The 24,722-nt window shown below is 70.2% G+C and carries 22 protein-coding genes and 1 pseudogene; 8 read left to right on the top strand and 15 right to left on the bottom strand.

All coding sequences use genetic code 11. The features are described from left to right. The first annotated feature begins 23 nt into the window (after positions 1 to 23). From D7X99_RS19975 to D7X99_RS19955, 5 genes are all read left to right on the top strand, one after another. Positions 24 to 1,232 (top strand): porin, encoded by a 1,209-nt coding sequence (locus D7X99_RS19975; RefSeq protein ID WP_158627038.1) that lies wholly within the window; start codon positions 24 to 26, stop codon positions 1,230 to 1,232. Beyond that, on the top strand, positions 1,232 to 2,914 hold the full coding sequence (tmk, locus tag D7X99_RS44510) for a dTMP kinase (RefSeq protein ID WP_121779167.1): 1,683 nt from the start codon (positions 1,232 to 1,234) through the stop codon (positions 2,912 to 2,914). The genes D7X99_RS19975 and tmk overlap by 1 nt, the downstream gene beginning before the upstream one ends. Continuing rightward, positions 2,901 to 3,569, top strand: coding sequence for a DUF4956 domain-containing protein (locus D7X99_RS19965; protein WP_121779166.1), 669 nt, complete (start codon positions 2,901 to 2,903; stop codon positions 3,567 to 3,569). The genes tmk and D7X99_RS19965 overlap by 14 nt, the downstream gene beginning before the upstream one ends. Before the next feature lie 33 nt (positions 3,570 to 3,602). After that, entirely contained in the window at positions 3,603 to 4,229 is a 627-nt protein-coding gene (locus tag D7X99_RS19960; protein WP_121779165.1) for a DUF47 domain-containing protein, read from the top strand. A 72-nt stretch (positions 4,230 to 4,301) separates the two neighbouring features. After that, on the top strand, positions 4,302 to 5,819 hold the full coding sequence (locus tag D7X99_RS19955; protein WP_121779164.1) for an Hsp70 family protein: 1,518 nt from the start codon (positions 4,302 to 4,304) through the stop codon (positions 5,817 to 5,819). 6 nt (positions 5,820 to 5,825) lie between these two features. On the opposite strand, the gene D7X99_RS19950 is transcribed toward D7X99_RS19955, so the two are convergent. Then, positions 5,826 to 8,555 (bottom strand): response regulator, encoded by a 2,730-nt coding sequence (locus tag D7X99_RS19950; protein ID WP_121779163.1) that lies wholly within the window; start codon positions 8,553 to 8,555, stop codon positions 5,826 to 5,828. A gap of 117 nt (positions 8,556 to 8,672) precedes the next feature. Beyond that, on the bottom strand, positions 8,673 to 9,872 hold the full coding sequence (locus tag D7X99_RS19945) for a hypothetical protein (protein ID WP_121779162.1): 1,200 nt from the start codon (positions 9,870 to 9,872) through the stop codon (positions 8,673 to 8,675). 201 nt (positions 9,873 to 10,073) lie between these two features. On the opposite strand from D7X99_RS19945, the gene D7X99_RS19940 reads away from it, so the two are divergent. Continuing rightward, the gene (locus D7X99_RS19940; RefSeq protein ID WP_233613547.1) at positions 10,074 to 10,451 is read left to right on the top strand and encodes a two-component system response regulator; all 378 of its coding nucleotides are present in this window, start codon (positions 10,074 to 10,076) and stop codon (positions 10,449 to 10,451) included. Between the two features lie 10 nt (positions 10,452 to 10,461). Here D7X99_RS19940 and D7X99_RS19935 read toward each other — a convergent pair whose 3' ends face one another. The 7 genes from D7X99_RS19935 to D7X99_RS19905 all read right to left on the bottom strand — a co-directional run bounded on the left by D7X99_RS19935 (position 10,462) and on the right by D7X99_RS19905 (position 17,829). Continuing rightward, positions 10,462 to 11,136, bottom strand: coding sequence for an SOS response-associated peptidase (locus D7X99_RS19935; RefSeq protein WP_121779161.1), 675 nt, complete (start codon positions 11,134 to 11,136; stop codon positions 10,462 to 10,464). A gap of 56 nt (positions 11,137 to 11,192) precedes the next feature. After that, the gene (gene dgt / locus D7X99_RS19930; protein WP_121779160.1) at positions 11,193 to 12,632 is read right to left on the bottom strand and encodes a dGTP triphosphohydrolase; all 1,440 of its coding nucleotides are present in this window, start codon (positions 12,630 to 12,632) and stop codon (positions 11,193 to 11,195) included. A 130-nt stretch (positions 12,633 to 12,762) separates the two neighbouring features. Beyond that, positions 12,763 to 13,434, bottom strand: coding sequence for a DUF2378 family protein (locus tag D7X99_RS19925; protein ID WP_121779159.1), 672 nt, complete (start codon positions 13,432 to 13,434; stop codon positions 12,763 to 12,765). Between the two features lie 99 nt (positions 13,435 to 13,533). Further along, positions 13,534 to 14,952, bottom strand: a complete 1,419-nt coding sequence (locus D7X99_RS19920; protein ID WP_121779181.1) for a sensor histidine kinase — start codon at positions 14,950 to 14,952, stop codon at positions 13,534 to 13,536. Between the two features lie 347 nt (positions 14,953 to 15,299). After that, entirely contained in the window at positions 15,300 to 16,943 is a 1,644-nt protein-coding gene (locus D7X99_RS19915; protein WP_121779158.1) for a GMC oxidoreductase, read from the bottom strand. 134 nt (positions 16,944 to 17,077) lie between these two features. Continuing rightward, on the bottom strand, positions 17,078 to 17,560 hold the full coding sequence (locus D7X99_RS19910) for a hypothetical protein (protein ID WP_121779157.1): 483 nt from the start codon (positions 17,558 to 17,560) through the stop codon (positions 17,078 to 17,080). Positions 17,561 to 17,637: 77 nt separating this feature from the next. After that, complete coding sequence (locus D7X99_RS19905; RefSeq protein ID WP_233613546.1) at positions 17,638 to 17,829, bottom strand: hypothetical protein; 192 nt, start codon at positions 17,827 to 17,829, stop codon at positions 17,638 to 17,640. 74 nt (positions 17,830 to 17,903) lie between these two features. On the opposite strand from D7X99_RS19905, the gene D7X99_RS19900 reads away from it, so the two are divergent. Next, entirely contained in the window at positions 17,904 to 20,294 is a 2,391-nt protein-coding gene (locus D7X99_RS19900) for a glycoside hydrolase family 31 protein (protein WP_121779180.1), read from the top strand. Between the two features lies 1 nt (position 20,295). On the opposite strand, the gene D7X99_RS19895 is transcribed toward D7X99_RS19900, so the two are convergent. The 6 genes from D7X99_RS19895 to xth form a co-directional block, all read right to left on the bottom strand. After that, positions 20,296 to 20,991 (bottom strand): double-CXXCG motif protein, encoded by a 696-nt coding sequence (locus D7X99_RS19895; RefSeq protein WP_255429455.1) that lies wholly within the window; start codon positions 20,989 to 20,991, stop codon positions 20,296 to 20,298. Positions 20,992 to 21,021: 30 nt separating this feature from the next. Beyond that, entirely contained in the window at positions 21,022 to 21,651 is a 630-nt protein-coding gene (locus D7X99_RS19890) for a TIGR02269 family lipoprotein (RefSeq protein ID WP_233613545.1), read from the bottom strand. A gap of 52 nt (positions 21,652 to 21,703) precedes the next feature. After that, positions 21,704 to 21,976 (bottom strand): hypothetical protein, encoded by a 273-nt coding sequence (locus D7X99_RS19885; RefSeq protein WP_147476195.1) that lies wholly within the window; start codon positions 21,974 to 21,976, stop codon positions 21,704 to 21,706. 8 nt (positions 21,977 to 21,984) lie between these two features. Next, complete coding sequence (locus D7X99_RS19880) at positions 21,985 to 22,239, bottom strand: hypothetical protein (RefSeq protein WP_147476194.1); 255 nt, start codon at positions 22,237 to 22,239, stop codon at positions 21,985 to 21,987. Between the two features lie 160 nt (positions 22,240 to 22,399). Next, positions 22,400 to 23,572, bottom strand: a complete 1,173-nt coding sequence (locus D7X99_RS19875) for a threonine synthase (RefSeq protein ID WP_121779151.1) — start codon at positions 23,570 to 23,572, stop codon at positions 22,400 to 22,402. 14 nt (positions 23,573 to 23,586) lie between these two features. Continuing rightward, positions 23,587 to 24,357: an exodeoxyribonuclease III gene (gene xth / locus D7X99_RS19870; protein ID WP_121779150.1), complete on the bottom strand. Its 771-nt coding sequence runs from the start codon at positions 24,355 to 24,357 to the stop codon at positions 23,587 to 23,589. Between the two features lie 131 nt (positions 24,358 to 24,488). Here xth and D7X99_RS43770 point away from each other — a divergent pair. Further along, positions 24,489 to 24,722 (top strand): annotated as a pseudogene (locus D7X99_RS43770) (hypothetical protein); the annotation flags it as partial.

The following is a 24,722-nucleotide window of genomic DNA, read 5'->3' as shown; positions in this document are numbered from 1 at the left end:
TCCACCCCCCTTCTGGCCGTGCCATGCCCGCGCGCGGGCTGCTGCTGACCTCACTGTTGCTCTGCGCATCCGCGAACGCGCAAGAGGCCGGCGCGGCCCCTCCGACGGGCACGACGCCCGCCGCTCCTGGCGACGCATCCGCCACGCCCTCCGCGCCGTCGCTGCCGGAGCCACCTCCCGCCGCCGAACCCTTGCCGCCTCCGCCGGACGACGTCACGGGCTCGGACGTACCGCCGCCCACCATGAGTTTTCCGGCGGGCGCCGGCGTCATCGAAGTGGGCGGCCGGCTGTCGGTGCGGGAGACGGTGGACTCGCGCCCGGACAAGGTCTGGTCCGGACGGCTGTCATTGCCGGCGACGCGGCTGGAGGCCACCTACCGCTTCAAGAAGAAGCTCAAGGCGGTGGTCGAGTTCGACGTGCAGGACGGCCTCAAGGACGCCTACGCGTGGCTGGACCTGCCCCACGGCTTCGCCATCCGGGCGGGCCAGTTCAAGGTCCCCCTTTCGCTCATCGAGTTGGAGTCGTCCCGGTCGCTGCCGCTCGCGCGCCGGGGCCTCCTGCGGGACGTGCTGCGCGACGCGCTGGTGCTCACCGGCCGCAGGCCCGGCGCCCAGTTGGAGTGGAAGTGCAAGGACTGCGCGGTGGACCTGAAGCTGCGCGCGGGCGTGTGGCAGACGGGCAATGACACCGGAAAGGTGGACCTATCCAAGGGCCTGGGCGTGGTGCCCGCCTTCCGCGGCACGCTCACGCTGGGCACCGTGGAGCTGGGCGCGTCCGCGCTCCTCCAGCCCGCGGGCTCCATCGACGGAGGCTCGCACACGGGTTGGACGGCGGGGCTGGACGTCCAGCACGAGCTGCCCGTGGGACGCGGCGCGCTGCGCACCTGGGGCGAGGTGCTGGTGGGCCGCACCGAGCTGCTCACCGGCCTGGAGGGCCCCTTCCTCACCGCGCGGGCGCTGACCGGCTGGCGAATCGGCGGCGGGGCGCGGGGCGCGCTGTTCGTGGAGCCCTTCGTGATGCTGTCCGCGCTGGACCCCGACCGCACGCTCCACCAGGACCTGGTGTGGGAGGGCGCCGCGGGCCTGAACGTCGGCCAGTTCCGCCACTGGCGCCTCCAGGCGCAGGCGGAGGTGCGCGAGGCCGGCGACGCCGTGCCCGCCGTCGTCACGTCCCTGGAGGACAACCTGGCCTCGCGCAAGGCCGTGCTGCTGCAGATGGAGGTCTCCTTCTGATGTTCATCGTGTTCGAGGGAATCGACGGGTCGGGCAAGACGACGCTGTCCAACCGCGTGGCGCGCGAGCTGCGCCGGGCCGGGCTCACCGTGCGCCACGTGCGCGAGGACGGCCGGCTGGCCTCGCCCGTGTCGGAGGGGCTGCGGCGCTTCACGCGCGACCCGCTGCACCTGGCGCTCACCCCCGTGGCGGAGCTGCTGCTGTACGCGGCGCGCGAGGCGCAGCTGCTGGAGGAGGTGACGCGGCCGGCGCTGGCGGAGCACGACGTCGTCATCGCCGACCGCTTCCTCTACACCGCCGAGGTCCTGGCCCGCTTCGGCCGCGGCATGACAGAGGCGGAGGTGCGGTCCGTGCTGGACACCTGCCAGCGCGGCCTCCAGCCGGACCGCGTCTTCCTCATCGACGTGGACCCCGCCATCGCCCGCGCCCGCCGCCGCGCATCCAAGCTGCTGGCGAAGGACCGCTCCACGCCGTCGCGAAAGGGGCTCACCGGCGCCGGACTCCAGGCCCGCCTGCGCGCCGGCTACCGCGCCCTGGCCGCCGCGAGCCCGGAACGCTGGAGCATCATCGAGAACACCGACGTCCCCCTGGACGAGCAGGTGACGCGGCTGGTGGAGGACGTGCTGCGCGTGCGCCGCGGTGAGGCGCCGCTCCACTCCCCGGGCCTGACGCGCCCCACCGCCCCCGTGCGCTCGCTGCCGGAGGCGCGCGGCCGGTTCCTCTCCCGGCTGGACGGCTGGACCGTGGACGAGCCGGGCCTCGCCGCGTGGTTCCTCGCGGGCATGGAGGGCCAGGACGTCGAGGCGCGCCGCGCGCTGCTGGCGGAGCGGTGCCCGGAGCTCATCGCGCACGGACTCGCCGGCCTCACCCACCCCGAGGCCTGGGAGTGGCGCCACCGCCTGGAGGCCGCCGCGCCCGAACAGGTGCTCGCGTCCCTCACCGACGCCGCCAGCGATGCACCCGAGGCCTGGCACCTGCGAGAGCGGTGGGAGACCCGCGCACCGGAGGCCGTGGCCACGTCGCTCACGGGCCTGGACTCCGAGCGCGCCTGGCTCATGCGCGACCGGCTGGCACGCTTCGCGCCGGAGCCGGTGATGGTGTCGCTCTCCGGCCTGGACAGCGCCCGGGCCTGGGACGAGCGCTGGCGGTGGCTGTCCTCTCGCGGCGGCGACGCGGCCTTCGCGGACGAGGGCGTGGCGCGCGCGCTGTGCCGCTCACTCCGGGGCGTGGACAGCGAGCGGGCCTGGGAGTGGCGCGAGCGCGCGATGGCCGTGGCACCAGACGCCGTGCTGCGCTCGCTGGAGGGACTGGACAGCCCTCGCGCCTGGGCCCTGCGTGAACAACACGCGGCGCGCGCGCCCAAGGCGGTCATCGGCTCGCTCACCGGACTGGACGTGCCCGCCGCGTGGAAGCTGCGCGAGACCTTCGGCGTGACGTGCGAGGAGGTGCTGGACTCGCTCACCGACATGGACGTGCCCGCCGCGTGGAGGCTGCGCACGGTGCTCGCGGACACGTGGCCCTCCGCCACCGTGAAGAGCCTGGGCCTGCTCGCCACGACGGCGCGGGGCCAGGCCCTCACGCTGGAATTGCTGGAACGACACCCCCACGACTTCGCCCTCCTGCGCCAGGCGGCGCGGACGGCCTCGCAGATGGAAGAGGAGCATCGCCATGGCGTCGCATGAGGTCTTCACCGCGGGCGCGCAGGCGTCCGTGCACGGGTTGCCGCTCCTGGATGTGCTGGAGCGGCTGGGCTTCGCGCTGGTGCTGGGGTCGCTCCTGGCCTTCCGGCCCTGGCGCCGGTGGATGCCTCGCGCGCCGGTGATGGCGCAGGAGACCATGCACACGCAGTTGCTCATCGCCATCGCCGGGGCGGTGATGAGCACGGTGATTGGCGACAGCATGTCGCGCGCCTTCGGGCTGGTGGGCCTGGGCGGCTTCATCCGCTTCCGCTCCGGCATCAAGGACTCGCGCGACGCGGCGGTGATGTTCGTGATGATTGGCGTGGGCATGGCCTGCGGCCTGGGCGCCTTCCCCATCGCCGTGTGCGCCACGCTGTTCTTCGGCGCCGTGCTGCTCGCGCTGGACTCCACCCTCCAGCGCCACCCGCAGCGGCTGAAGCTCTCCCTGGACGTGGAGGACCTGGGCGCCGCCCTGCCTCCCTTGCGCCAGCTGCACCCCGACTCGCGCGTGCTCACCCTGGAGCAGGCCAACGCCACCCCGGGCGGCACCGCCGTGGTGGAGCTGGCCGTGCCGGAGCGCACCGACACCTTCCTCCTCTTGGAGAAGCTGCGCGGCACGCTGCCCGGCGTGCGCTCCGCCTCCATCGACCCCGAGTAGCCCCCCATCTCCCCACCCGCGCCTGGAGTCCCCATGTTGCAGCGACTGATGCCAAGGTCGGACGGCTTCTTCGACGACTTCGACGCGCAGTGCACCACCACGCTGGAGGGCACGCGCATGTTGCACGCGCTCCTCAGCGACTACCGGGACGTGGGCAACCGGGTCCGGGCGCTCCAGGCCGTGGAGCACCGGGGCGACGCGGTGGCGAAGGCCGCCTTCACCCGGCTCCACCGCGAGTTCATCACGCCCTTCGAGCGCATCCACATCCACGCGCTCGTGTCCCGCATCAACGAGGTGCTGGACCTTGCGCACGCGGCCGCCTCCCGCCTGCACGCGTACGAACTACCGGAGTGCCTGCCAGAGGCCACGGAGCTGGCCCGGCTGCTCGTGCTGTGCGCCGAACAGGTCCGCGACGTGGTGACGTGCCTGCGCGCCATCAAGCAGCCCGAACGCATCCTCACGGGGTGTGAAGCGCTCCGGCGGCTGCGCGGCCAAGCGGACGCGGTGCTGGGCACGGGCCTGGGTCGCCTCTACCGCGGCGACCTGCCGCCCTTCACCGTCATGAAGTGGAAGGGGGTCTACGATCTGCTGGAGACCGCCCTGGACCGGTGCGTGGAGGTGGCCCAGGTGGTGGAGGGCGTCGTCCTGGAACACTCGTAGTGGCCCTGCCCCCGGGTCCATGCCGTGCCGGGTGCCCCGGCGCGGCGGGACGTGCGAGGATGGAGGCCCCACATGAGCACGAGCGCCGCCCCCATCCTCGGCATTGACTTCGGGACCACCAACACCGCGGCGGCCTTCTTCGACAAGGCGAACAAGCTGCGCGTGGTGCCCATCGCGGACAAGAGCCTCACGCTGCCCTCCATCGCGTGGTTCCACGCGGGCGACAAGGCCATCGTCGGCCCCGCGGCGCGGCGGCAGATCATCGACGACCCGCGCCACACCATCTTCGGCGCCAAGCGCTTCCTGGGCCGCCGCTTCCAGTCCGAGTACGTGGCGCGCCACCGCAACCGCTTCGCCTTCGAGCTGGTGGAGGGCCCGGACGGTTACACCGCCGTGGAGGTGTACGGGAAGGTGACGCCGCTCATCGACGTGGCGCACTTCATCCTCAAGCACCTCAACACGCTGGCCACGCACGCGGCCGGGGCCCCGTTCAAGGAGTGCGTGCTCACCGTGCCCGCGCACGCCACCATCCGCCAGCGGGAGGCCATCCGCCGCGCCGCGGAGAAGGCGGGCCTGCGCGTGCGCGCCATCGTCAACGAGCCCACCGCCGCGGCGCTCTACTACGCCAACCTGCGCAACCCCGAGCAGACGGTGATGGTGTTCGACCTGGGCGGCGGCACCTTCGACGTCACCCTCATGTCCGTGCAGAACCGCGTGGTGAAGGTGCTGGCCACCGGCGGCGACGCGTTCCTGGGCGGCGCCAACTTCGATGAAGCCATCGTGGAAGCGCTGGTGGACGACTTCCAGAAGCAGCACGGCATCGACCTGCGCGGCAACAAGGTCGTGATGCAGCGCCTGGTGTTCGCCGCCGAGTCCGCGAAGATGGCGCTCTCCAGCGGCGCGTCCGTCCCCATCCGCATCCCCTGCATCACGCAGAAGGACGGCGCCTTCGTGGACTTCAACGTCACGCTCACCCGCGAGCGGATGGAGGCCATGGTGTTCCAGCTCATCGAGCGCACCGCCGCCGCGTGCGACGACGTGCTGGAGAAGGCGGGCCTGAAGCCGGACGCCATCGACGAGCTGGTGATGGTGGGCGGCCAGACGCGCATGCCCGCCATCCGCAAGCGCCTGGCCCACTTCAAGAAGCTGTCGTCGGAAAAAGAAGTGCACCCGGAATTGGGCGTGGCCGTGGGCGCGGCCATCCTGGGGCGCAACCTGGCGCGCGGCATCAGCGGCCTGTCGGACGTGGTGCCCATGCCCATTGGCGCCATGGTGCCCGGCGGCGGCCAGCACGAGGTGCTCCCCGCCAACACGCCCGTGCCCGGCACTCGCTCCGTGGACCTGGAGCTGCCGCCCTGGCCGGGCCCCGTGCCGGTGGCGCTGTTTGAAGCGCTGGACCGCACCACCGTGGAGCGCGAGCTCCTGGGCACCGTGCGCATCGAGCCGGACTGGCGCGTGGCCCACCCGGGCCCCACCACGCTGGAGTTGCGCATGGGGCCGGACTTCTCCCTCACCGCGAGCCTCGTCGCGAAGGATGGCCAGCGGCAGCCGCTCACCATCAGCGACCCCAACGCGCCCCAACAGGCCTAGAAGGCGTCAGGCCTTGGGCCTGGACACCACGGTGCCCTTGAGCTGATCCAGGAGCTGGCGGCTTTCGTCCAGCGCCTTCTGGCAGTGGGCGACGAGCGGCTCCATCCCGTCCAGCACCCGGGCGTCCGCGCGCTGCTCGATGTCCCAGCACAGCGACTCCAGCATGGCCGCGCCGAAGTAGGCCGCGTTGGACTTGAGGGTGTGCGCGGCGCGCGCCAGGTTCTCCAGCTCGCCGCGCGCGAGCGCACCCCGCGCGTCCTCCATCAGCCGGGGCATGCTCTCCAACGCGGTGTCCACGAGCTCCGGGAGCATCCGCTCCACCTGCCCGTCCAGGGACTGCCACAGCCGCTCCAAGGCGCCCGACTCCAGGCCCCGGATGCGCGGGGCGCCCATGCGCGGGCCCGCGGGTGCACGGGTGGAGGGGGCGGCCCCGGGCTCGCGCTGCAGGCGCTCCCAGGCGCGGCGCAGCGCGGAGATGAGCTCCTCCACGCGGATGGGCTTGCTGAGGAAGTCGTCCATGCCCGCCTCCAGGCACTCGCGGCGGTCCGCCGTCATCGCGTTGGCCGTCATGGCGATGACCCACGGCTGTTCGCTGAGGGGCATGTCCCTGCGCAGCTGGCGCGTCGTCGCCAGGCCGTCCAGCTCCGGCATCTGCACGTCCATCAGCACGACGTCGTAGCGCTTTCGCGCCAGGAGGTTCAGCCCCTCGCGGCCGTTGTTCGCGGTGTCCGCCGGGTAGCCCAGCCGGTCCAGCACCAGCAGCGCCAGCTTCTGGTTGGTGGGGTTGTCCTCCACCAGCAGGATGCGCAGCGGCATCTGCTCGCCGGGGCGCGAGTTGAACACGGAGCGCTCGCGCGTGGCGGGCGCGGGCGTGACGGGCATGGGCCGGGCGGAGATGAGGTCCTGGGCCAGGCACGTCATCAGCGCGTCATGCAGCTGCGACGCCTTCACCGGCCGGGGCAGCACCGCCGTGAAGAGGCCGGGCGGCTGCGCGTCGCGCTGATCAAACGAGGTGAGCAGCAGCAGGGGCAGCTCGCGCGCGTCGCGCTGCTGGCGGATGTGCGCCGCCAGCGTGGGGCCGTCCATCAGCGGCATGCGGTGGTCCAGGATGGCCAGGTCGAAGCGGGCCCCGGACTCCAGCTTGGACAGCGCCTCCGCGCCGGAGCCCACCTCCACGATGGCCATGCCCCACGCGGCCAGCTGGCGGCCCAGCAGCTTGCGGTTGATGGCGTTGTCGTCCACCACCAGCACGCGCCGGCCGTGCAGCTTCAGCGCGTCCGGACGCAGGGCCTCCGCGCCGCGCGGGGCCTCGCGCGCCTGGAAGGTGAAGTGGAACGTGGCGCCCTTGCCCGGCACGCCCTCGCTCTCCATCCACAGCCGCCCGCCCATCGCCTCCACCAGCCGCTTGCTGATGGCCAGCCCCAGCCCCGTGCCTCCGAAGCGGCGCGACACGGATTCGTCCAGCTGGTTGAAGGGCTGGAAGAGGCCCGCGCGCGCGGCCTCGGTGATGCCCAGGCCGGTGTCCTGCACCGAGAAGTGCAATTCGAAGAGGCCGCCCGGCGCGAGCGGCTGGCGCGGCGTGTCCACGGAGATGGACACCCCGCCGCGCTCGGTGAACTTCACCGCGTTACCCACCAGGTTGAGCAGCACCTGCCGCAGGCGCGCGCCGTCGCCCACCACGCTGACGGGCGTCTCGTCCGTGACGTGGTAGCCCAGGTCCAGGGACTTCTCGCTCGCGCGCATGGCGAGCAGATCCAACACGGACTCCACGCACTGGCGCAGGTTGAAGGGCTGCTGCTCCAGTTCGACCCGGCCGGCTTCGATCTTGGAGAAGTCCAGCATGTCGTTGAGCAGCCCCAACAGCGCGTCCCCGCTCTGGCGGATGGTGGACGCGAAGTCGCGCTGCTCGGGCGTGAGCGCCGTGTCCATCAGCAGCCCCGCCATGCCGATGATGGCGTTCATCGGCGTGCGGATTTCGTGGCTCACGGTGGCCAGGAACAGGCTCTTGGCCTGGTTGGCGTCCTCGGCGGACTGGCGCGCCCGCTGGAGGTCGGTGACGTCATGGTAGATGGCGATGAAGCCCATGGACTGGCCCGCCACCGTCACCGGCATGGCGCGCAGCTCCACGTCCACCACCGTGCCGTCCTTGCGCACGCGCTTGGTGACGACGTGCACGCGGTCCTTGCTCAGCACCTCGCGCGACGTCTCCTCGGCCTGCGGACGGATGTCGTCCACGTTGGCCACGAGCTTGAGGATGTTGCGGCCCAGCGCCTCCTGCGGCGCATACCCGAAGAGCCGCTCCGCGGCGGGGTTCCAGGACAGCACCTCGAAGGCGCGGCTGATGGTGACGATGGCCACCGGGCTGTGGCGCACCACCGCCTCGAAGAACTCCTTCTGCTGCCGGAGGATGGACTCGGCCGCCAGGGCCGCGTCCAGGCCCCTCAGCAGCAGCAGCCAGCCGCCGTCCTGCGGCACCGCCTGCACCCGCACGGAGCGCACCGGGCCCACCGGGAGCTCTGTTTCCAGGGCAGCGTCACCCGGAGAAGAGACCTGGGGGGGCGTCCAACCCGGCAGCACGCCCTCCACGGACCGCCCCACCCACAGGTCGCGAGGGCCCAGCAGCGCCTCCGCGGCGCGGTTCACGGCCACGACCCGCAGGGTCGGGTCCAGGACGAGCACGCCGTCACGCGTGTGCTCGAACAAGGCCGGATACGCGCTGGGTGGCAGTTCGGGCAAACTTCCCCCTCCGTTCAAGAACTGTAGGTCAGTCGAGGCGCCAGTTCCATGTCATCCACGGAAAACCGTGGAGGTGGGCAGGCGCAGGCCTTTTCCCGGTGCTCCCGGGACGGCGATTCAGGGGGTTGGAAGGCCTGCCTGGCCATGCAGGGGGGCGGGATGTTTCGGTCTGTTTCCATGCAGCGGCGTGAGGTCACCCAGGGTGCTGGCGAGGACGCCCCGGGCGATGCGTGAGCGGGCCCATTGGCCGGGGGTCCAGGGGATCCATGCCACGGAGGAGGCCAGGGAGGACATTTCTGATGCAGGGTCCTCCAACGTCACACCTCGCGTGCGCACCTCATGCGCTGCGAGCGTGGGGCAGCCGGCGTCCGCCAGGTCGCGGTCGAGCGCGGCGGTGGCCTCTTCCAGGGAGGGGGCCGCGAAGGACTCCAGCAGCCGCGCGTGGAAGGCGGTCTCCGTCAAGCCGATGCACCGGTTCGCCTCCGTCGCGCAGCCGCGGGCCTTCCGGGCCACGTCCGGGGGCGCGGCGAGTCCCGCGAACTGGGGAGCCGCTTGGAGCAGGGCGTTCATCCGGGCCGTCTGCTCGGCGGGCATGGGCGTCCAGTCCGCCGGGGGCGAAGGCATGGCGTCGTGCGCGAGCCGCTCGATGTCGAGCAGGTTGACGGCGAGCGAGCCGCCCACGAGCGAGTCCGTGCGCAGGCTCAGCCACGCCAGGTGGCGCACCTGCTGCGCGGCCTCCAGCGGGTGGCCGGTCCTCAGGCCATGGAGCATGCGGAACTTCGCCCAGCGCTGGAGGAGGAAGAGGTCGGGGACCTCACCGGCGGCCCAGTTGAAGCGGCCCTCGGCGCTCAGCGGGCTGCCGTTGAACAGGTCCCACCGGTCATAGGCCAGCAGCCGGACCATCCAGTCGAAGTCCAGGCGGGACACGTCGACCTTCGTGGTGAGCCACCGGCCCTGCTTCAGGTCCAGGGCCTCTTCGCGAAGCGACTCGGGAAGGACGAGCGGCGAGCCTTCCGGAGGGGGCCGCTTCAGGTCGCGCGACCAGGGCAGCCAGGCGTTGAGCAGCAGGCCCGCGTCCCCTTCCGTCCGGCCTTCGTGGAACCAGGGGTCGGCGCCCAGCATGGCCTCTTCGGCGCAGTAGGCGTCCACGTTCGCGGCCAGCGCTTCGCGGTGCAGACGCAGCGGGGTTTCGAACCTCCCCTGGAACCACGCCTCCGCTGCCAGCAGGCCGGCACCGGCCAGTACAGCGAGCCCCGTCAGGGAAGCCACGGCGATGCGCCGGCGCCTGCCTGGCGCGACCCTGTCGGAGGACGTCATGACGCGAATCCTAGAGGGCTTTTTCCAGAGCACCCAGGAAGTGTCCCGGGCCGCCGCGCCACTGTTTCAGGGCAGACGGCCAGCCAGCCCCCTGCCTCACTGGCCGTGGATGGAACCGCCGGCCCGGAATCAATGGTGGGCCCTGGGCAGTGCGGTGTTCGGGCGACCTAGCTTTCCTTTGACCACACGGAAGAGAGAGCCGTGCCCGACGCGACAACCCCGCCCTTGATCCTCCTCATCGATGACGAGCCGGAGCTGGAAGTGATGGCCCGTTACCTCGAATTCGAAGGCTACTCCGTGCTGACGGCGACCAATGGTGAGGAGGGATTACTGGCGCTGGCGTCCTGCCGAAAGCCCTGCATCGTCCTGCTGGATTTGATGATGCCGGTGATGGACGGACACGGCTTCCTCCGCCGGATGAACGACGACGCGACGCTGTGTGGGCTGCCCGTCTTCGTGCTCACCGCCAGCTTCCAGACGGAGCACATGGCCGGCGTCGTCGGGACCTTGCAGAAGCCCCTGCACATGGAGCTGTTCAAGGAGGCGGTGGCGCCCTACTGCGCGCCCACGGGAGAATAGAAAGCGCGGCTCAGGCCGCGACGCGGGCCACGCACTCCGGGCTGTCGTTGGCGGGCGAGTTCACCCCGCGCGCCACCTCGTGGACGTCCAGCGGCGCGTCCGTCGCGGGGACGAGCAGCGGCAGCAGGACGGAAGCCTCCTGCGGCTCCGGGCGCAGCCACACGGCCTGACCTTCCGGCGACAGGATGACGGGCATCCGGTCGTGGATGGGCGCCATCAACGCGTTGGGGCTCGTGGTGATGATGGTGCAGGTGCGCAGCACCTCGCCCGTGTCCGGCGCCGTCCACTCCTCCCAGAGGCCCGCCAGCGCCAGCGGCTTCCCGTCGCGGTGGTGGAAGAAGTACGGCGTCTTGGGCTTCGTGGACTGCTTCCACTCGTACCAGCCGTCCACCACCACCAGGCACCGCCTGCGCTTCAGCGCCGAGCGGAAGCTGGGCTTCTCCGCCACCGTCTCACCGCGCGCGTTGATGAGCTTGTTCCCGATGGACGCTTCCTTCGCCCAGGACGGGATGAGCCCCCAGCGGAACACGTCCAGCAGCCGGGCGCCGTCGTTGGGCACCACGGGCAACAGCTGCGTGGGACAGAGGTTGAAACGCTCGCGCTCCAGCGTCGCGCGCGCGCCCGCGAGCTCCAGCTCGGCGACGAGCTGCGCGGGGGAGGTCCGGACGGTGACTCGGCCACACATGGGGATGAAGCGTAGCGCCCGGCGGCCGGCGCCGCACGTTCCGGACGCCCGAGGGCCTACGTGGGCAGCTGGATGCCGGACAGGCGCTGGTACAGCTCCACCGCGCGGCTGTCCGACAGGCCGGTGATGTAGTCCGTCACGCACAAGAGCCGCTGGTACGGCGTGAGCCGCTGGATGGCCTCGTCCCTGCGCGGCGGCCTCGGCGCCGCTTCATCCGCCGCCGCGAACTCCGGGCGCTGGAAGCACTCCATGGGTAGGAGCTGCCGCAGCTTCTTCTCCTCCGCGTTGGGGGACTCCGCCACCACCGACAGGGCGAACATGTCCAGCAGGCCGCCCAGCGTCTTGAAGCCCGCGCTCTCAATCTGGAGCACGCGCTCGCTCCAGTAGCCGTGCTCGCGGGTGAAGTCGGTGATCTCCTCCAGCTGCGCGCGCACGTCGGGCTTGAGCCCGGTGAGCGACGTCTCCGTCCGCCCCGCCTCCAGGTCGTGCGCGTGCTCCACGAAGGCCTCCACGCACTTGGGGATGAGCTTCCCGATGGCCCGGGCCCGCGCCTGCGCCATCCGCGTCTCCAGGTGCCGGGGCGGCTTGCGGACCGTGGGCTCCGGCAGCACCGACTCCAAGAGCTGGCACGCGCGCTCCATGGACACGAGCCCCAGCTTCGCGGAGTCCTCCAGGTCGATGACCGCGTAGCAGATGTCGTCCGCCGCTTCGACGAGGAAGGCCAGCGGGTGGCGGCTGAACACGCCGGGCTCGCGCTCGCGCAGGCCCGTGGCGCGGTACGCCTCCAGCGCCAGGTCGACGTCGTCCTGGAAGTAACCGAACTTCTTCTCCGACACGACGCCCTTCGTCTTCTGCCGCGAGCCGGGCAGCACCGACGGACGCGGGTACTTGCTCATGGCCCCCAACGTCGCGGCGGTGTAGCGAAGCCCGCCCCGGCGCTCACGCGATTGGAGCCGGTTGAGGATGCGGAAGCCCTGCGCGTTGCCCTCGAAGTCGCACAGGTCGCGCCACTCGGCCTCCGTGGCGAACGGGCTCTTCGTCCCCGCCCCTGGCTGCGCGAGCCGCTGGCCCACCCAGTGCTGGATGGCCGCCTCTCCCGAGTGGCCGAACGGCGGGTTGCCGATGTCGTGCGCCAGGCACGCCGCCGCCACGATGGTGCCCAGGTGCGATGGGTCCAACTCCACGCCCTGCAGCTTCAACCGCAGCCCGGCCTGATGGCCCAGCGAGCGGCCCACGCAGGACGCCTCGATGCTGTGCGTGAGGCGCGTGCGCGTGTAGTCGCTCGTCGACAGCGGGAACACCTGCGTCTTGTCGTGCAGGCAGCGGAACTCGCTGGAGAAGACGATGCGGTCGTAGTCCCGCGAGTAGTCGTTGCGCTCGTCGAGCTGCCGGTGCGCATCCTCCGCCTGCGAGGAGCGAGGTCCCGACCCGACGCGGGTGTCCGACAGGAGCCGCCGCCAGCGCTCCGTCCGTTCCTGATTGTCACTGCTGCTCACGAGGAAGAGACCTCCCGGTGCGAGGAGAGCCCCGCCATCGTGCCCCCCCGCACCGGGGGCGCAAGTTCCCGCGCCATCCAGAGCGCGACGCCTGGGGGACCGGGCCCCAACTCCCGGTCCCCCGCGCGCCCTACTGGAACACCCGCCAGCGGGACGCCTTGGGGGGTTCCGTGGGCAGCACGACGGGCACCTCCCAGGTGATGTGGTACTCGGTGTCCAGCAGGCCCAGCTTGCGCCCGTGGACCCGCGGGTTCCGAGTCCCCACCATGGCGAGCACCTCGCGCAGCACCCCCTCGTGATACGCCGGTGGCATGAAGTCACGCCGCATGACGAACAGCGCGTCCCCCTCTCCCTTCCAGTCGACGGTGCGCTCCCCGTAGCTCACCGCCATCTGGTAGCCGGACGGCAGGTTCGTCACGAGCTTGCGAGGGTCACCCGCGGCGAGGAGCAGGAACGTGCGCCCCACCGCGGACTCCAGGAAGCTTCGCGTGGCCTGCATCCCCATCTGCCGCAGCGCCTCGTCGACCCCGCCCCACCGGGGTGACAACTGCCGCGCCGCCACCTGCGCCAGCTTGAGGAAGGTGGCCACCGGGTAGTTGAAGAAACCCACGAAGCGGCGCTCGTCGGTGACCGCCCGGCAGGCGGCCACCGCCTCCTCACCCGCGCCGGTGCGCACCGTCTCCAGCACCCCCAGAAAGAACATCCCCCGGGCGGTGTCCAGCTCCGTCGCCGCCATGCGCCGCACTGCCCAGTCCGCATCCACCGCACCCGCCTCCGGGTACGGCTTCGCCTGTGCCTGCATGCCTGCCTCCGTTATCGCGTGAGCCCACGACCCACATGCGAATCGCCAACGTGCTGCTGCTCTCTTCAGGGATGCGCCGCGGCAGCCGGCGCGTACGCCTCAGGGAAGAGACGCCTCAGGGAAGAGGACGGTGAAGCGCGAGCCATGGCCGAAGTCGCTCTCCGCCTGGATGCGCGCGCCATGTCCCTGCACCAGCCGCTTCACGATGGCGAGCCCCAGCCCGGTGCCGCGCAGCTTGGTGGTGAACATGGGCTCGAAGATGCGCTCCAGGAGCGACGCGGGGATGCCCGGCCCGTCGTCCATCACGCGCAGGCTCCAGCCGCCATCCCCCAACGCATCGGCGTGCACGCAGACCGTCCCGGAGCGCTCCGCCGGAATGGACTCCACCGCGTTCTGGATGAGGTTGACCAGCACCTGGCGGAACTGCTCGCGGTCCAGGTGCGGCACCGGCAGCCCGTCCGGCACCTGGTTGTTCACGCGCACGCCCTCGCGGCGCGGCACCACGCTGATGGCCTCTTCCACCAATGGCTTGAGCGGACAGGGCGTGCGGCGCGGAGGCCGGCCCTTCGCGTAGTCCAGCAGGTCGGAGATGATGACCGAGCACGCCTGCAGCTCCCGGTCGATGATGTCCAGGAAGCGCGCGACGCGCGGATCCGTGGGGGAGGTCTCCACCCTGCGCAGCCGGCGCTGGACGAACGCATGCGCGGTGCGCGCGGCCGCCAGCGGGTTGCGCAGCTCGTGGCTGACGCTGGCGGTGAGCTGCCCCAGCGACGCCAGCCGCTCCATCTGCTCCACGTGGCCGCGGACGGCGTGCACCTCGCGCACGGCGGCGTCCAGTTGCCCCACGCGCAGCGCCAACTCCTCCTCGATGGTGGCCTCCGCCAGGGCCTGGCGCCCGGCCCGCTCTCCCAGCTCGCGCAGCGCGTCCCGGCAGGCGACGACCAGCACCACGTCGATGGCGGCCACCCAGAACGCATGCTCCAGGAAGCGCCACCACTCCGGGTGCAGCTGTCCGTAGACGGACTCCGGCCACAGCGCGCCCCGCATGCAGTGGTCCACGACGATGGCCAGGCTGGCGGTGAGCAGCACCTTCGGGTCGCGGTAGAACGACAGCACCGCCAGCGAGCCGAAGATGTGGAAGTGCGTCTCGATGCGGCCCCCCGTCAGGTGGATGAGCAGCGCGGACCAGAGCATCTGACTGATTGCCACCACGTGGCGCGTCGCCGTCTCCCCCGCGTGCAGCCGCGTGAGCATCACCGGGAACACGCTCAGCGCCGCGCCCAGCAGCACCGCCGTCTGCACGTGCAGGTGCAACGCGCGCACCTTGCCCTCCCACCCATAAGGAGACACGAACACCGCCACCAGCACCGCCGCCGTCCACTGCCCCAACATCAGCCAGGTGAACAGGCCATCCACCCGCTTGCGCGACTCACGCAACTGCAATGCCAGCAGCGCCGCGGCCCGGTCCTCCAGGCCTGGAGAGACATTCACCGGAACATGAATGGAAAAGGCTGACATGAACGGAGTCATCTCTTCACCTGACCGGACTGGTGGCAAAAACGGATAATCATGTAAAATATGAACTACACGGAACTCTCCAGGCCAGCCATGCTGCCTGGGGGCACGTGAAGTGCCGGTGCCTGAACACTGTCGGCTCCAATACCGACGGAGAGGGACAGCGCCAGGGTGGCGCCAGCCCGTGCATTCGCAGCCAACAATGACAAGCGGGGCATTCCCGCGTCCACCGGACACGCCGAAATCAGGACCGGAGGACGAGTCCTGCGCTCACGTCTGACCAATGGTGCCCGCCCCCAGGTCCCAAGGGGGCACAGGGGGCATTCGCGTACACGCCCCGCGGGCGCGTGTCAGGAGATGGCGGCGTGGGCGCGCGAGGGTGTTTCGAGCGTGGCGTCCGTGTCGCCCCGGGGCAGCTCCCGGGCGGCGGGGATGAAGGTCATGGCGCGCTCGGCGAGCGCGGCGATGGTGAGTGAGGGATTCACGCCTGGGTTGGCGGAGATGGCCCCGCCATCCACTACGTACAGCCCTTCATAGCCATACAAGCGGTGGCGTGCGTCGATGGCGCCTGTCGTTGGCGAGTCCCCCATGCACGCGCCGCCCAGGATGTGCGCGGTTGTCGGGATGCCCATGAGCGTTTCGCTGACCATGGTCATGGGGTAGCCATCCAGCTTGTCGGACACGCGCTTCGCCAGGTCGAAGGCCTCCGGCATGTTCGCGGTGGGCGCGGGACCTTCCTGCAGGCCAGTGGTGAGGCCGGAGCGGAAGCCGGTGGTGAGCGCGCGGCCGCGGCGCATGCGCAGGTGGCCCTCCATGGTGCGCATGTACAGGAGGATCATCGAGCGGCGCGCGAAGTCCGGGACGAAGAAGGCCTGGAGGAAGCGCACGGGACGGCGCGCGAGCAGCCCCACCAGCCGGGCCACGCGCGACCACGCGGTGGCGCCGGGGACGTGGGGGGCCATGAGCAGGCGGAAGAAGCCTGAGCCCGCCGGGTAGCGCACGGGCTCCAGGTGCGAGTGCTCGTCGGTGTGGAGGATGGACCCGATGGCGATGCCCCGGGACAGGTCGCGGTCCTTCTGCTTCTTGCCGCTGATGACGCCGATGAGCGCCTCGGAGTTGGTGCGCACGCCGTCGCCCACGCGCTCGGAGAGCCTGGGCAGACCGTCTGGCGCGTCCTTGAGCTTGAGCAGCAGGTCCAGGGTGCCCAGCACGCCACCCGCGAAGATGACGTGCTTCGCGGTGAAGCGGCGCGTCTTCTTGAAGAAGCCGGTGCCCTGCTTCGCCGTCACCTCGTAACCGTCGCCGCCGGGCAGGGGGCGCACCCACGTCACCTCCGTGTCCGCATGGAGGGTGAGGCCCTTCTTCTCCGCGAAGTAGAGGTAGTTCTTGTCGAGCGTGTTCTTGGCGTTGTTGCGGCAGCCCAGCATGCAGCCGCCGCACGCGTTGCAGCCGGTGCGATCCGGGCCCTCGCCGCCGAAATACGGGTCCTTCACGGTGACGCCGGGCTCGCCGAAGTAGACGGCCACGGTGGTGGACTGGAAGTCGGGGCGGCCCAGGTCCTCGCCCACTTCACGCAGGACCTGGTCGGGGAACGTGTTGAGCGGGTTGACGGTGGCGCCCAGCATGCGGCGCGCGGTCACATAGTGCGGCGCGAGCTCCTCCTTCCACGGCGCCAGGTGGCCCCAGGAGGCGGCGTCGAAGAAGTCGTCCCGCGGGATGGGCAACGTGTTGGCGTAGACGAGCGAGCCGCCGCCCACGCCGACGCCGGACAGCACTGTGACGTGGCGGAAGAAGGTCATCTTGAAGAGGCCACGCCACCCGAGCCGCGGCATCCACAGCCAGCGCTTCAGGTTCCAGTTGGACTTGGGGAAGTCCTGGCCCTGGAGGCGCCGGCCCTTCTCCAGCATCACCACGCGATAGCCCTTCTCGACGAGCCGCAACGCGCTGACGCTGCCGCCAAACCCCGAGCCGATGATGAGCCAGTCGCAGTCCATGACGTCCTCTCCGTCTCCCGGAGCGTGTGAGCTTCCCGCCTCCAGGAGGTCCGCACTCTATGCCACGAGCGCGAGCCGGCCTGGCGGGACCTGTCGCACGCCTCCGGAATGAAGGGAGGGCCAGGAGGCGCGGGCTAGCGCTTCGTGGCCTGCCTCCTCGCCCGGCGTGCGGCGGGCGTGTTGGCGACGAACTGGCGGCCGGCCCGGGAGCCGGTGCGCTTGCGTCGCTCGGTGGCCTTCTTCTGGGCCGGGCTCAGGTGGGCCCAGGCCTCCTTGGGCAGGTAGCGCGCGGTGGTGCGGCCGTGGCGGGCGCGGGTACCGCCGTCCTGGGTGCCCCACTTCTCCTTCGTCCATGACGACAGGTGGCGCTGCGAGGTGCCACGAGCCCCCCGGTAGCCACCGCCGGCCTTCTTGTATTCAGCGGCGAGGAGCTGGGCCTTGCGCGCGCTCCATTGGCCGGCGCGGCCGCCCTTGTCGCTCTTCATGATGCGTTTCTTGAGGCGCTCGCGCAGCGCGGGGTTCGTATACCGGCCGCTGGCGCTGGCGGAAGCGTGGCTCTTGCGCGCGGCGCGTTTCGCGGGCGTGGCGGCGGCGTGGGTCTTCCGACGGCTGGCCATGAAGGCTCCTTTGCTTGTGACAAAGGTACGGATGCCTCGCGGGGAATGGCCTTGCCGCCCCGCTGCCTGCTCGGGGACTACGCCGGTGTGGCGCCGGGCTCGCTGGGACGGAAGAGAGAGCACGCGCGCACGGGCTGGGGCGCGTACTTCTGGGGCAGGAGCGGACACATGATGAAGGTGGAGGTCCGCGTCTGGACGTAGCGGGGTGGCGCGGCGCAGCGGTGGCAGAGGCTGTCCGGGAACGGCAGCGGTTCAGGGGGCGGCGTCATGGCAGTGCACAGCATCGCACGGGCCCGGGAGGAAAGGCGGGTGCGGGCCGCGCGCGCTTCCTAGATTGCGAGGCATGCACGTCACTGACGCCCACGTCGAACCCCACCGGCTGCGCCTGTCCGGCCGGCATGCCGTCCTGGAGGTGTCGTGTCCGCTGCCCGGAGTGCTGCGGCTGAGGCACGCGCCGGTGTCGTCGGAGATCGGCTTCCTCCATCCCGAGCTGCCCGGCAAGCGGTCCTGGTCCGTCATCGCCGAAGGAGGCCACCCCTTGAAGGTCGAGCGCGACGGCGAGCGCGCGCGGGTGACGGCTGAGGGCGTGTCACTGGAGGTGGACACGGAGTCGGGGACGTGGCGCTTCCAGGACGCGAAGGGGCGGGAGCTGGCGCGTTGCGTGGATGTGTCCGGTGAGGTGCAGGCCGCGTATCCGATGAGCCGGCACCGCGCGCGGCTGAAGCTGCGGGCGCCGGAAGGCGAGCGCTACCTGGGGTTCGGCGAGAAGGTGGGGCCGCTGGACAAGCGCGGCATGCACTTCACGTTCTGGAACACGGACGTGGTGCCGCACCACCCGGACACGGATCCGCTCTACCAGTCCATCCCGTTCTTCTTGGGCCTGCGCGACGGCGTGGCGTGGGGGTTCTTCCTGGACGAGTCCTGGCGCTCGGAGGTGGACGTGGCGCTGGCGGACGCGTCGCGGGTGGCGTGGGAGTCGTGGGGGCCGGAGCTGGACTGCTACCTCTTCGCGGGGCCCCTGCCCGCGGACGTGGTGCGAAGGTACGCGGCGCTGACGGGGCGGCCTCCCCTGCCCCCGCTGTGGAGCCTGGGCGCGCAGCAGAGCCGCTGGGGCTACGAGAACGCGCAAGACATCCGGGGCGTCATCCAGGGCTACCGGCAGCGGAACCTGCCGCTGGACTGCGTGTATCTCGATATCGACTACATGGATGGGTACAAGGTCTGGACCTGGGACAGCGCGCGCTACCCGGACCCGGCCGGCCTGGTGCGCGAGGCGGCGGCGCAGGGCGTGCGGTTGGTGCCCATCATCGACCCGGCCTTGAAGCTGGAGCCGGGCTGGAACGTGTACGAGGACGCGAAGGCGCGCGACTACCTGGTGCGCTACGACCGGGGCGGCGTGCTGGTGGGCGAGGTGTGGCCCAAGCCCGCGGTGTTCCCGGACCTGACGCGGCCGGAGGTGCAGCGCTGGTGGGGAGGCCTGCATCGTGACTTCGTGGCGATGGGCGTGGCGGGGTTCTGGAACGACATGAACGAGCCGTCGTGTTTCGGGGTGCAGCCGGACGTGGGCATCCTCACGCTGACGAGCGAGCGCGCGGAAGGCATTGGCCAGGTGGAGGGCAAGACGCTGCCGTACGACGCGCGTCACGGGGAGAAGCGGCACCTGGAGGTGCACAACGTCTACGCGCTGGGCATGGCGAAGGGCGCGTTCGAAGGCTTGCGAGAGCTGCGTCCAGAGGCCCGGCCGTTCCTGCTGACGCGGGCGGGCTTCGCTGGCATCCAGCGCTACTCGGCGGTGTGGACGGGGGACAACTCCAGCCACTGGACGCAGCTGGAGACGTCGCTGCCCATGTTGATGGGATTGGGCCTGGCGGCGGTGGCGCTTACGGGGGTGGACATCCCGGGCTTCATCGGCCGGGCGAACGGTGAACTGCTGGTGCGGTGGATGCAGACGGGCACGTTCTACCCTCTGATGCGCAACCACGCGGGCAAGGGAACGTCACCGCAGGAGCCGTGGCGGTTCGGAGAGCCCTACCTGACGCTGGCGCGAGCGGCGCTGGAGCGGCGGTACCGGCTCCTGCCCACGCTGTACACGCTGATGCACGAAGCGTCGGAGACGGGGATCGCGCCGCTGAGGCCGCTGTTGATGGAGGCGCCCGGGGACGCGGAGGCGGCGGGCGCGTTCGATCAGTTCCTGTTCGGAAGGGACCTGCTGGTGGCGCCGGTGGTGCGGCCCGGGCAGACGAAGCGACTGGCGTACCTGCCAGCGGGTGCATGGCTGGAGTGGCCAGGACTGGAGTGGACAGGGAAGGTGCGCGAGGGAGGACAGCACGTCATCGCGGACGGGCCGCTGGACACGGTGCCGGTGTGGCTGCGCGCGGGAGGCGCGGTGGCGCTGACACGGCCCGCGATGCACACCACGGACGCGAACTGGAAGCACCTGGAGTGGCACGTGCACGCGGCGCCGGAGATCCACGGCCGGCTCTACGAGGACGCGGGAGACGGCTACGGAGAGTCACGGCTCACGGAGCTGCGCGGCGGAGTCACGGCGGGGGTGTTTCAGTTGGAGCGGAGCGAGACAGGGACGATCGCGCGGGCGCGGACGGAGGAGACCCTCCGGGTGTATGGGTTGACGTCGGTGCGGAAGGTGACCGGAGCTCAATCACACCGTTTTGAAGACGGTGTGCTGGAGCTCCAGGTCGCCGCGGACTGGACGCGACTGGACGTGGCTCCGTAGATCAGAGGACGGGTATCTCCTTGAACACGACGCCTTCGAATCCGAAGCGGTTCACGGCGTCCACGAAGCGCTCCGTGGCGATGATGATGGTCGTGTAGTCGCAAAGGCGAAACAGGTCCAGGTCGCCGGTCAGGGCGCTCCCGTCGAGGATGGGTGCGTCTGGGTAACTCCCTCCTTGCCGCCCGCACCGTTCGCAGGGCCGTTCCCGTCCGCCCGGGAAGCAGCTGTCGTGCAGTCGGCCTCGGCAATGGATCTCGACCTCCCGCAGCTCCACCTCGACCTTGCTCCGAAAGCGCAGGTCCATCTTGCTCGCGCGAAGGGCGATGCCTTCCTCACGCAGCACATCCACGATCTCGCTCCGCATCACCAGGGTCCAGGGACTCGGGAGGTCGAGTGCGCTCCATTTGCCCGAGGCCTTTCCTGTAAGGGGCCCGAATTCAGCCCCTGGACGCAATGGCGCCTCGAAGGGCACCTGGGGCCGGAGCAACTCCCGCAGTCGCTCGTACTCCTCGAGCGGTTCCTGCCTTGCTTCCACGAGCTCTTGCCGGTGGGCCCAACCCGAGAGATCCACGGAGGGATAGGCCTCCCCTAGTCCACCGGGACTGGCCCCGCACACGGGACACAGTCCTCCGGGCAATCCCCACCGGTGCACACCATTGATGAAGCCAGTGAAGCGAGGACCTTCCGCTGGATGCACTTCAAAGAACCTCACGGTCCCTCCCGGCGACTAGCGAAGCTGATAGTAGGAAACAATGGGACCCATGATGTTGAAGTCAACGATCATCCGAGCCAGTTGATCCTGTATTTCCTTCGGGGTCGCATTGATGTTGTTGCGAGCGAAATCTCGCCACGCCTGATTCCAGGGACCACCGCGTCCTCCGACGCCGTGCAGCCGCACGTGCTCCGCGCGAGGAATGATCATCGTGAAGTCATGCACGTTGATTTTCCCCTGTCGTCGGAAGAACAACGCGAGGTCCTCGGCCTGCGGATAGAGGTGATGCCGAACCCACCCCGATCCGGAGGGCCTCCTGCCATCCGGTGGAGGAGGAGGCGCGGGATGGTTGTACCAGCGGATGACGAAGATGGCTTCGCGGTCACCCGGAAGCGACTGGGCACTGCCCCAGTTGCGCCGGGGACCTGAACCGGGTGCCGCTGACGACACGGGAGGCCGGATGCCTCCTCGCGCCAGCAACACACCGGTGTCCTCGCAGCGATAGAGCCCACAGAGGTCGTCGGCACAGACCAGTGCCACGCACCGGTCATGCCCCTCGCAGGCGTCATCCTCCGCCGCGCCCCAATCCTCCAGGGCGGGCAAGGGGGCGGATGCGCAGCCCCCAAGCAAGGACGTCAGCAGCACGAACCATACGAAGACGCTTGCTCGCAGCGAGCGTCTTCATATCAATCCCCAGTCAGAACACGCCCGGGGGAAACGGCATCACCCTCGCGTAGCCACCGGGCTCAATCGGTCCCAGGTGGTCTCGTACGCCGTCGTAGCGGGGATGATCCGGCTTGAGGATGAACAGCGCCTCGCCCGCGATGGCGCCGGGGCCCCGCGCGGACATCCGGAGCTCCAGCGTGCCATCCAACCGCATGTGCGCCGACCCCACCGGCTCTTCCTCCGGGACTTCCGGCGGAGGAGGCATTCCGGGCGGTCGCGGCGGCGGTCCCAGGGGATTGCTCACCGTGCCCCTCAGTCCTTCATTTCCCAGGCCGACATCGACGCGGCCTTCAACGACGGGTCCGCCATCATGGTCTTGATCTCATCCAGCTTCTCCGTCTGGAAGGTCACCACGAAGGACTTCACGTCCTTGATACCGTGCTCCACGTTGAAGCTCCGGGTGCCGCCCACGACGGTCACCGTCCGGGCCAGCTTGTTGGACAGCACCGAGTACTTCACGTCCTCGGCCAACCGCTCGTTGCTCATCTCAATCTGAACGAAGTTCATGTCACGCATCGTACGGGTCGCCTTCACAAAGACAAGCAACACATCCGGATTTCAAACAACACAATGCGCCAACACCTTGCGACACATGAACTCTTTCGCGGCGCGCCAACCAGGTTCTTGGATTCTCATTCTTGAATCCCAGCCATCCCAAAACCCGTGCTCACCACAGCGGCGCCATGTTCTCCACGTACTTGAAGCCCGTGCCCGTGTTGAACACGACCACCGTCTCCTCCGGCTTCACGTCCCCGGCGGCCTGAAGCTTCTTGAGCGCCGCCACGCACGCGCCACCCTCCGGCGCCATGAACAGCCCTTCCGCCGCGGCGGCGTCCTTCGTGCCCTGGACGATCTCCTCCTCCGTCACCGACACCGCCGTGCCGTGGCTGTCCTTCACCGCGCGCAGGATGAGGAAGTCCCCCAGCGCCTTGGGCACCCGCAGGCCGTGCGCGTGCGTCGTCGCGCCCTGCCACATGGGCGCGTCCGGCTTGCCTTCCGTGTGCGCCTTCACGATGGGCGCGCAACCTTCCGCCTGCACCGCCACCATCCGGGGCCGCTTCGAATCAATCAGCCCCATCGCCTCCATCTCCTCGAAGGCCTTCCACATCCCGATGAGCCCCGTGCCCCCGCCCGTCGGGTAGAGGATGACGTCCGGCAGCGTCCACCCGAGCTGCTCCGCCAGCTCGTAGCCCATCGTCTTCTTGCCCTCGACCCGGTAGGGCTCCTTCAGCGTGGCGCACTCGTACCAGCCATGCTCCTTCGCCAGCCCCGCGCACACCCGGCCCGCGTCGGAGATGAGTCCGTCCACCGTCTCCACGTGCGCGCCGTAGGCCCGCGTCTCCATCAGGAACAGCGACGCGATGTCCTTCGGCACGAAGACGTGCGCCTCCAGCCCGCCCCGCGCCGCGTACGCCGCCAGCGCGCTGCCCGCGTTCCCCGCGGAAGGCAGACACACCGCCTTCGCGCCCAGCGCCTTCGCCATGGACACCGCGGCGGACAGGCCCCGCGCCTTGAAGGAGCCCGTCGGGTTGCCGCTCTCGTCCTTCACCAGGACGTGCTTCAACCCCATCCGTGAGCCCAACCGGGGCGTGGGGAGCAGCGGCGTGAAGCCCTCCCCCAACGTCAGGCGCTGGGCCGGGTCATCCACCGGCAGCACCTCGTGGTAGCGCCACATGGAGCGCTCACGTCCGGGCAGCGCTTCCTTGCGCAACGTCTTCGCCGCGCGCTCCAGGTCGTAGCGCGCGAACAGCGGCGCCTGACACGCCGTGCACAGGTTCCACACCTTGCCCGGCGTAAACGTCTGGTCGCACTTCGTGCATTCAAGTCGGAGGACGGACATGCCTCCGACTCTACTCAGTCCTTCAACTCCAGCCACACCGGCGCGTGGTCCGACGGCTGCTGTCCCTTGCGCTCCTCGCGGTCCACGTCACACGCCGTGAGCCGGGGCACCAGCGGCGCCGTGAGGAACAGGTGGTCGATTCGCACGCCCTTGTTCTTGGGGAACATCAGCATCCGGTAGTCCCACCAGGAGAACTTCTGCACGTCCGGGTACAGCTTGCGGAACGCGTCCGTCAGGCCAAAGGCACACACCTGCTGGAGCGCGTCCCGCTCGCGCAACGTGAAGAGCGTCTGCCCTTCCCACTGCGCCACGTCGTACACGTCGAGGGGCTCCGGCGCGATGTTCCAGTCCCCGCCCATCACCACCAGGTCGTCCGGCTTGTGGCGCGTGTCCAGGTAGTTCCGCAGCCGCCGGTACCACTCCAGCTTGTAGACGTACGCGGGCGAGTCCACCTGCTGCCCGTTGGGCGCGTACGCGCTCACCACGCGGATGCCGTTCACCGTCGCGGAGATGAAGCGCGCGTGCGTGTCATCCACCCCGTCCGACAGGCCCCGGATGACATCCGTGGGCTCCGTCTTCGCCAGGATGGCCACGCCGTTGTACGTCTTCTGCCCGTGCACCGCGGCGAAGTAGCCCGCCTCCTTCACCACGTCGAAGGGGAAGTCCGCGTCGGTGCACTTGAGTTCCTGCAGGCACAGCACGTCTGGTTGGGCGCTCTTCAGCCAGTTGACCAACCGCTGCTGCCGAGCCCTCACCGAGTTCACGTTCCAGGTCGCGATTCGCATGCGGCGCGGACCGTCGCACGCGGCCCACGCCCCTGCCACGCTTTTCCCCTCGCGCCTGTGGCCCCAGGGACACACCCGCCGGCCTCCCGAGGGGAAATCCGTTGGCACACCGGTCGCAGTAGGGGATTGCCATGAACCCGAAGACGCGCACCCGGCCCCGTCGCACCGCCTCCTCCCGGCGCTTCACCGTGCCGCCCGCGCTTCGCAAGGCCCTCATCCCCGCCGCGCTCGCCGCCCTGGGGCTCGCAGCCTGGGAGGACGTCCCCCTGCCCCGCCTGCTCAAGCCCTGGCTCTCCCACGCCATGGAGGCCCGCGCTGGACAGGCCCCTGACCTGCCCCTTCTTCTCATCTTACGCTGCCGCCGC

It is taken from the genome of Corallococcus sp. AB032C (genome assembly GCF_003668935.1).
In the GTDB taxonomy this organism is placed as follows: domain Bacteria; phylum Myxococcota; class Myxococcia; order Myxococcales; family Myxococcaceae; genus Corallococcus; species Corallococcus exiguus.
The sequence above is the reverse complement of the archived record's forward strand: the minus strand, read 5'-3'. Positions and strand labels throughout refer to the sequence as shown.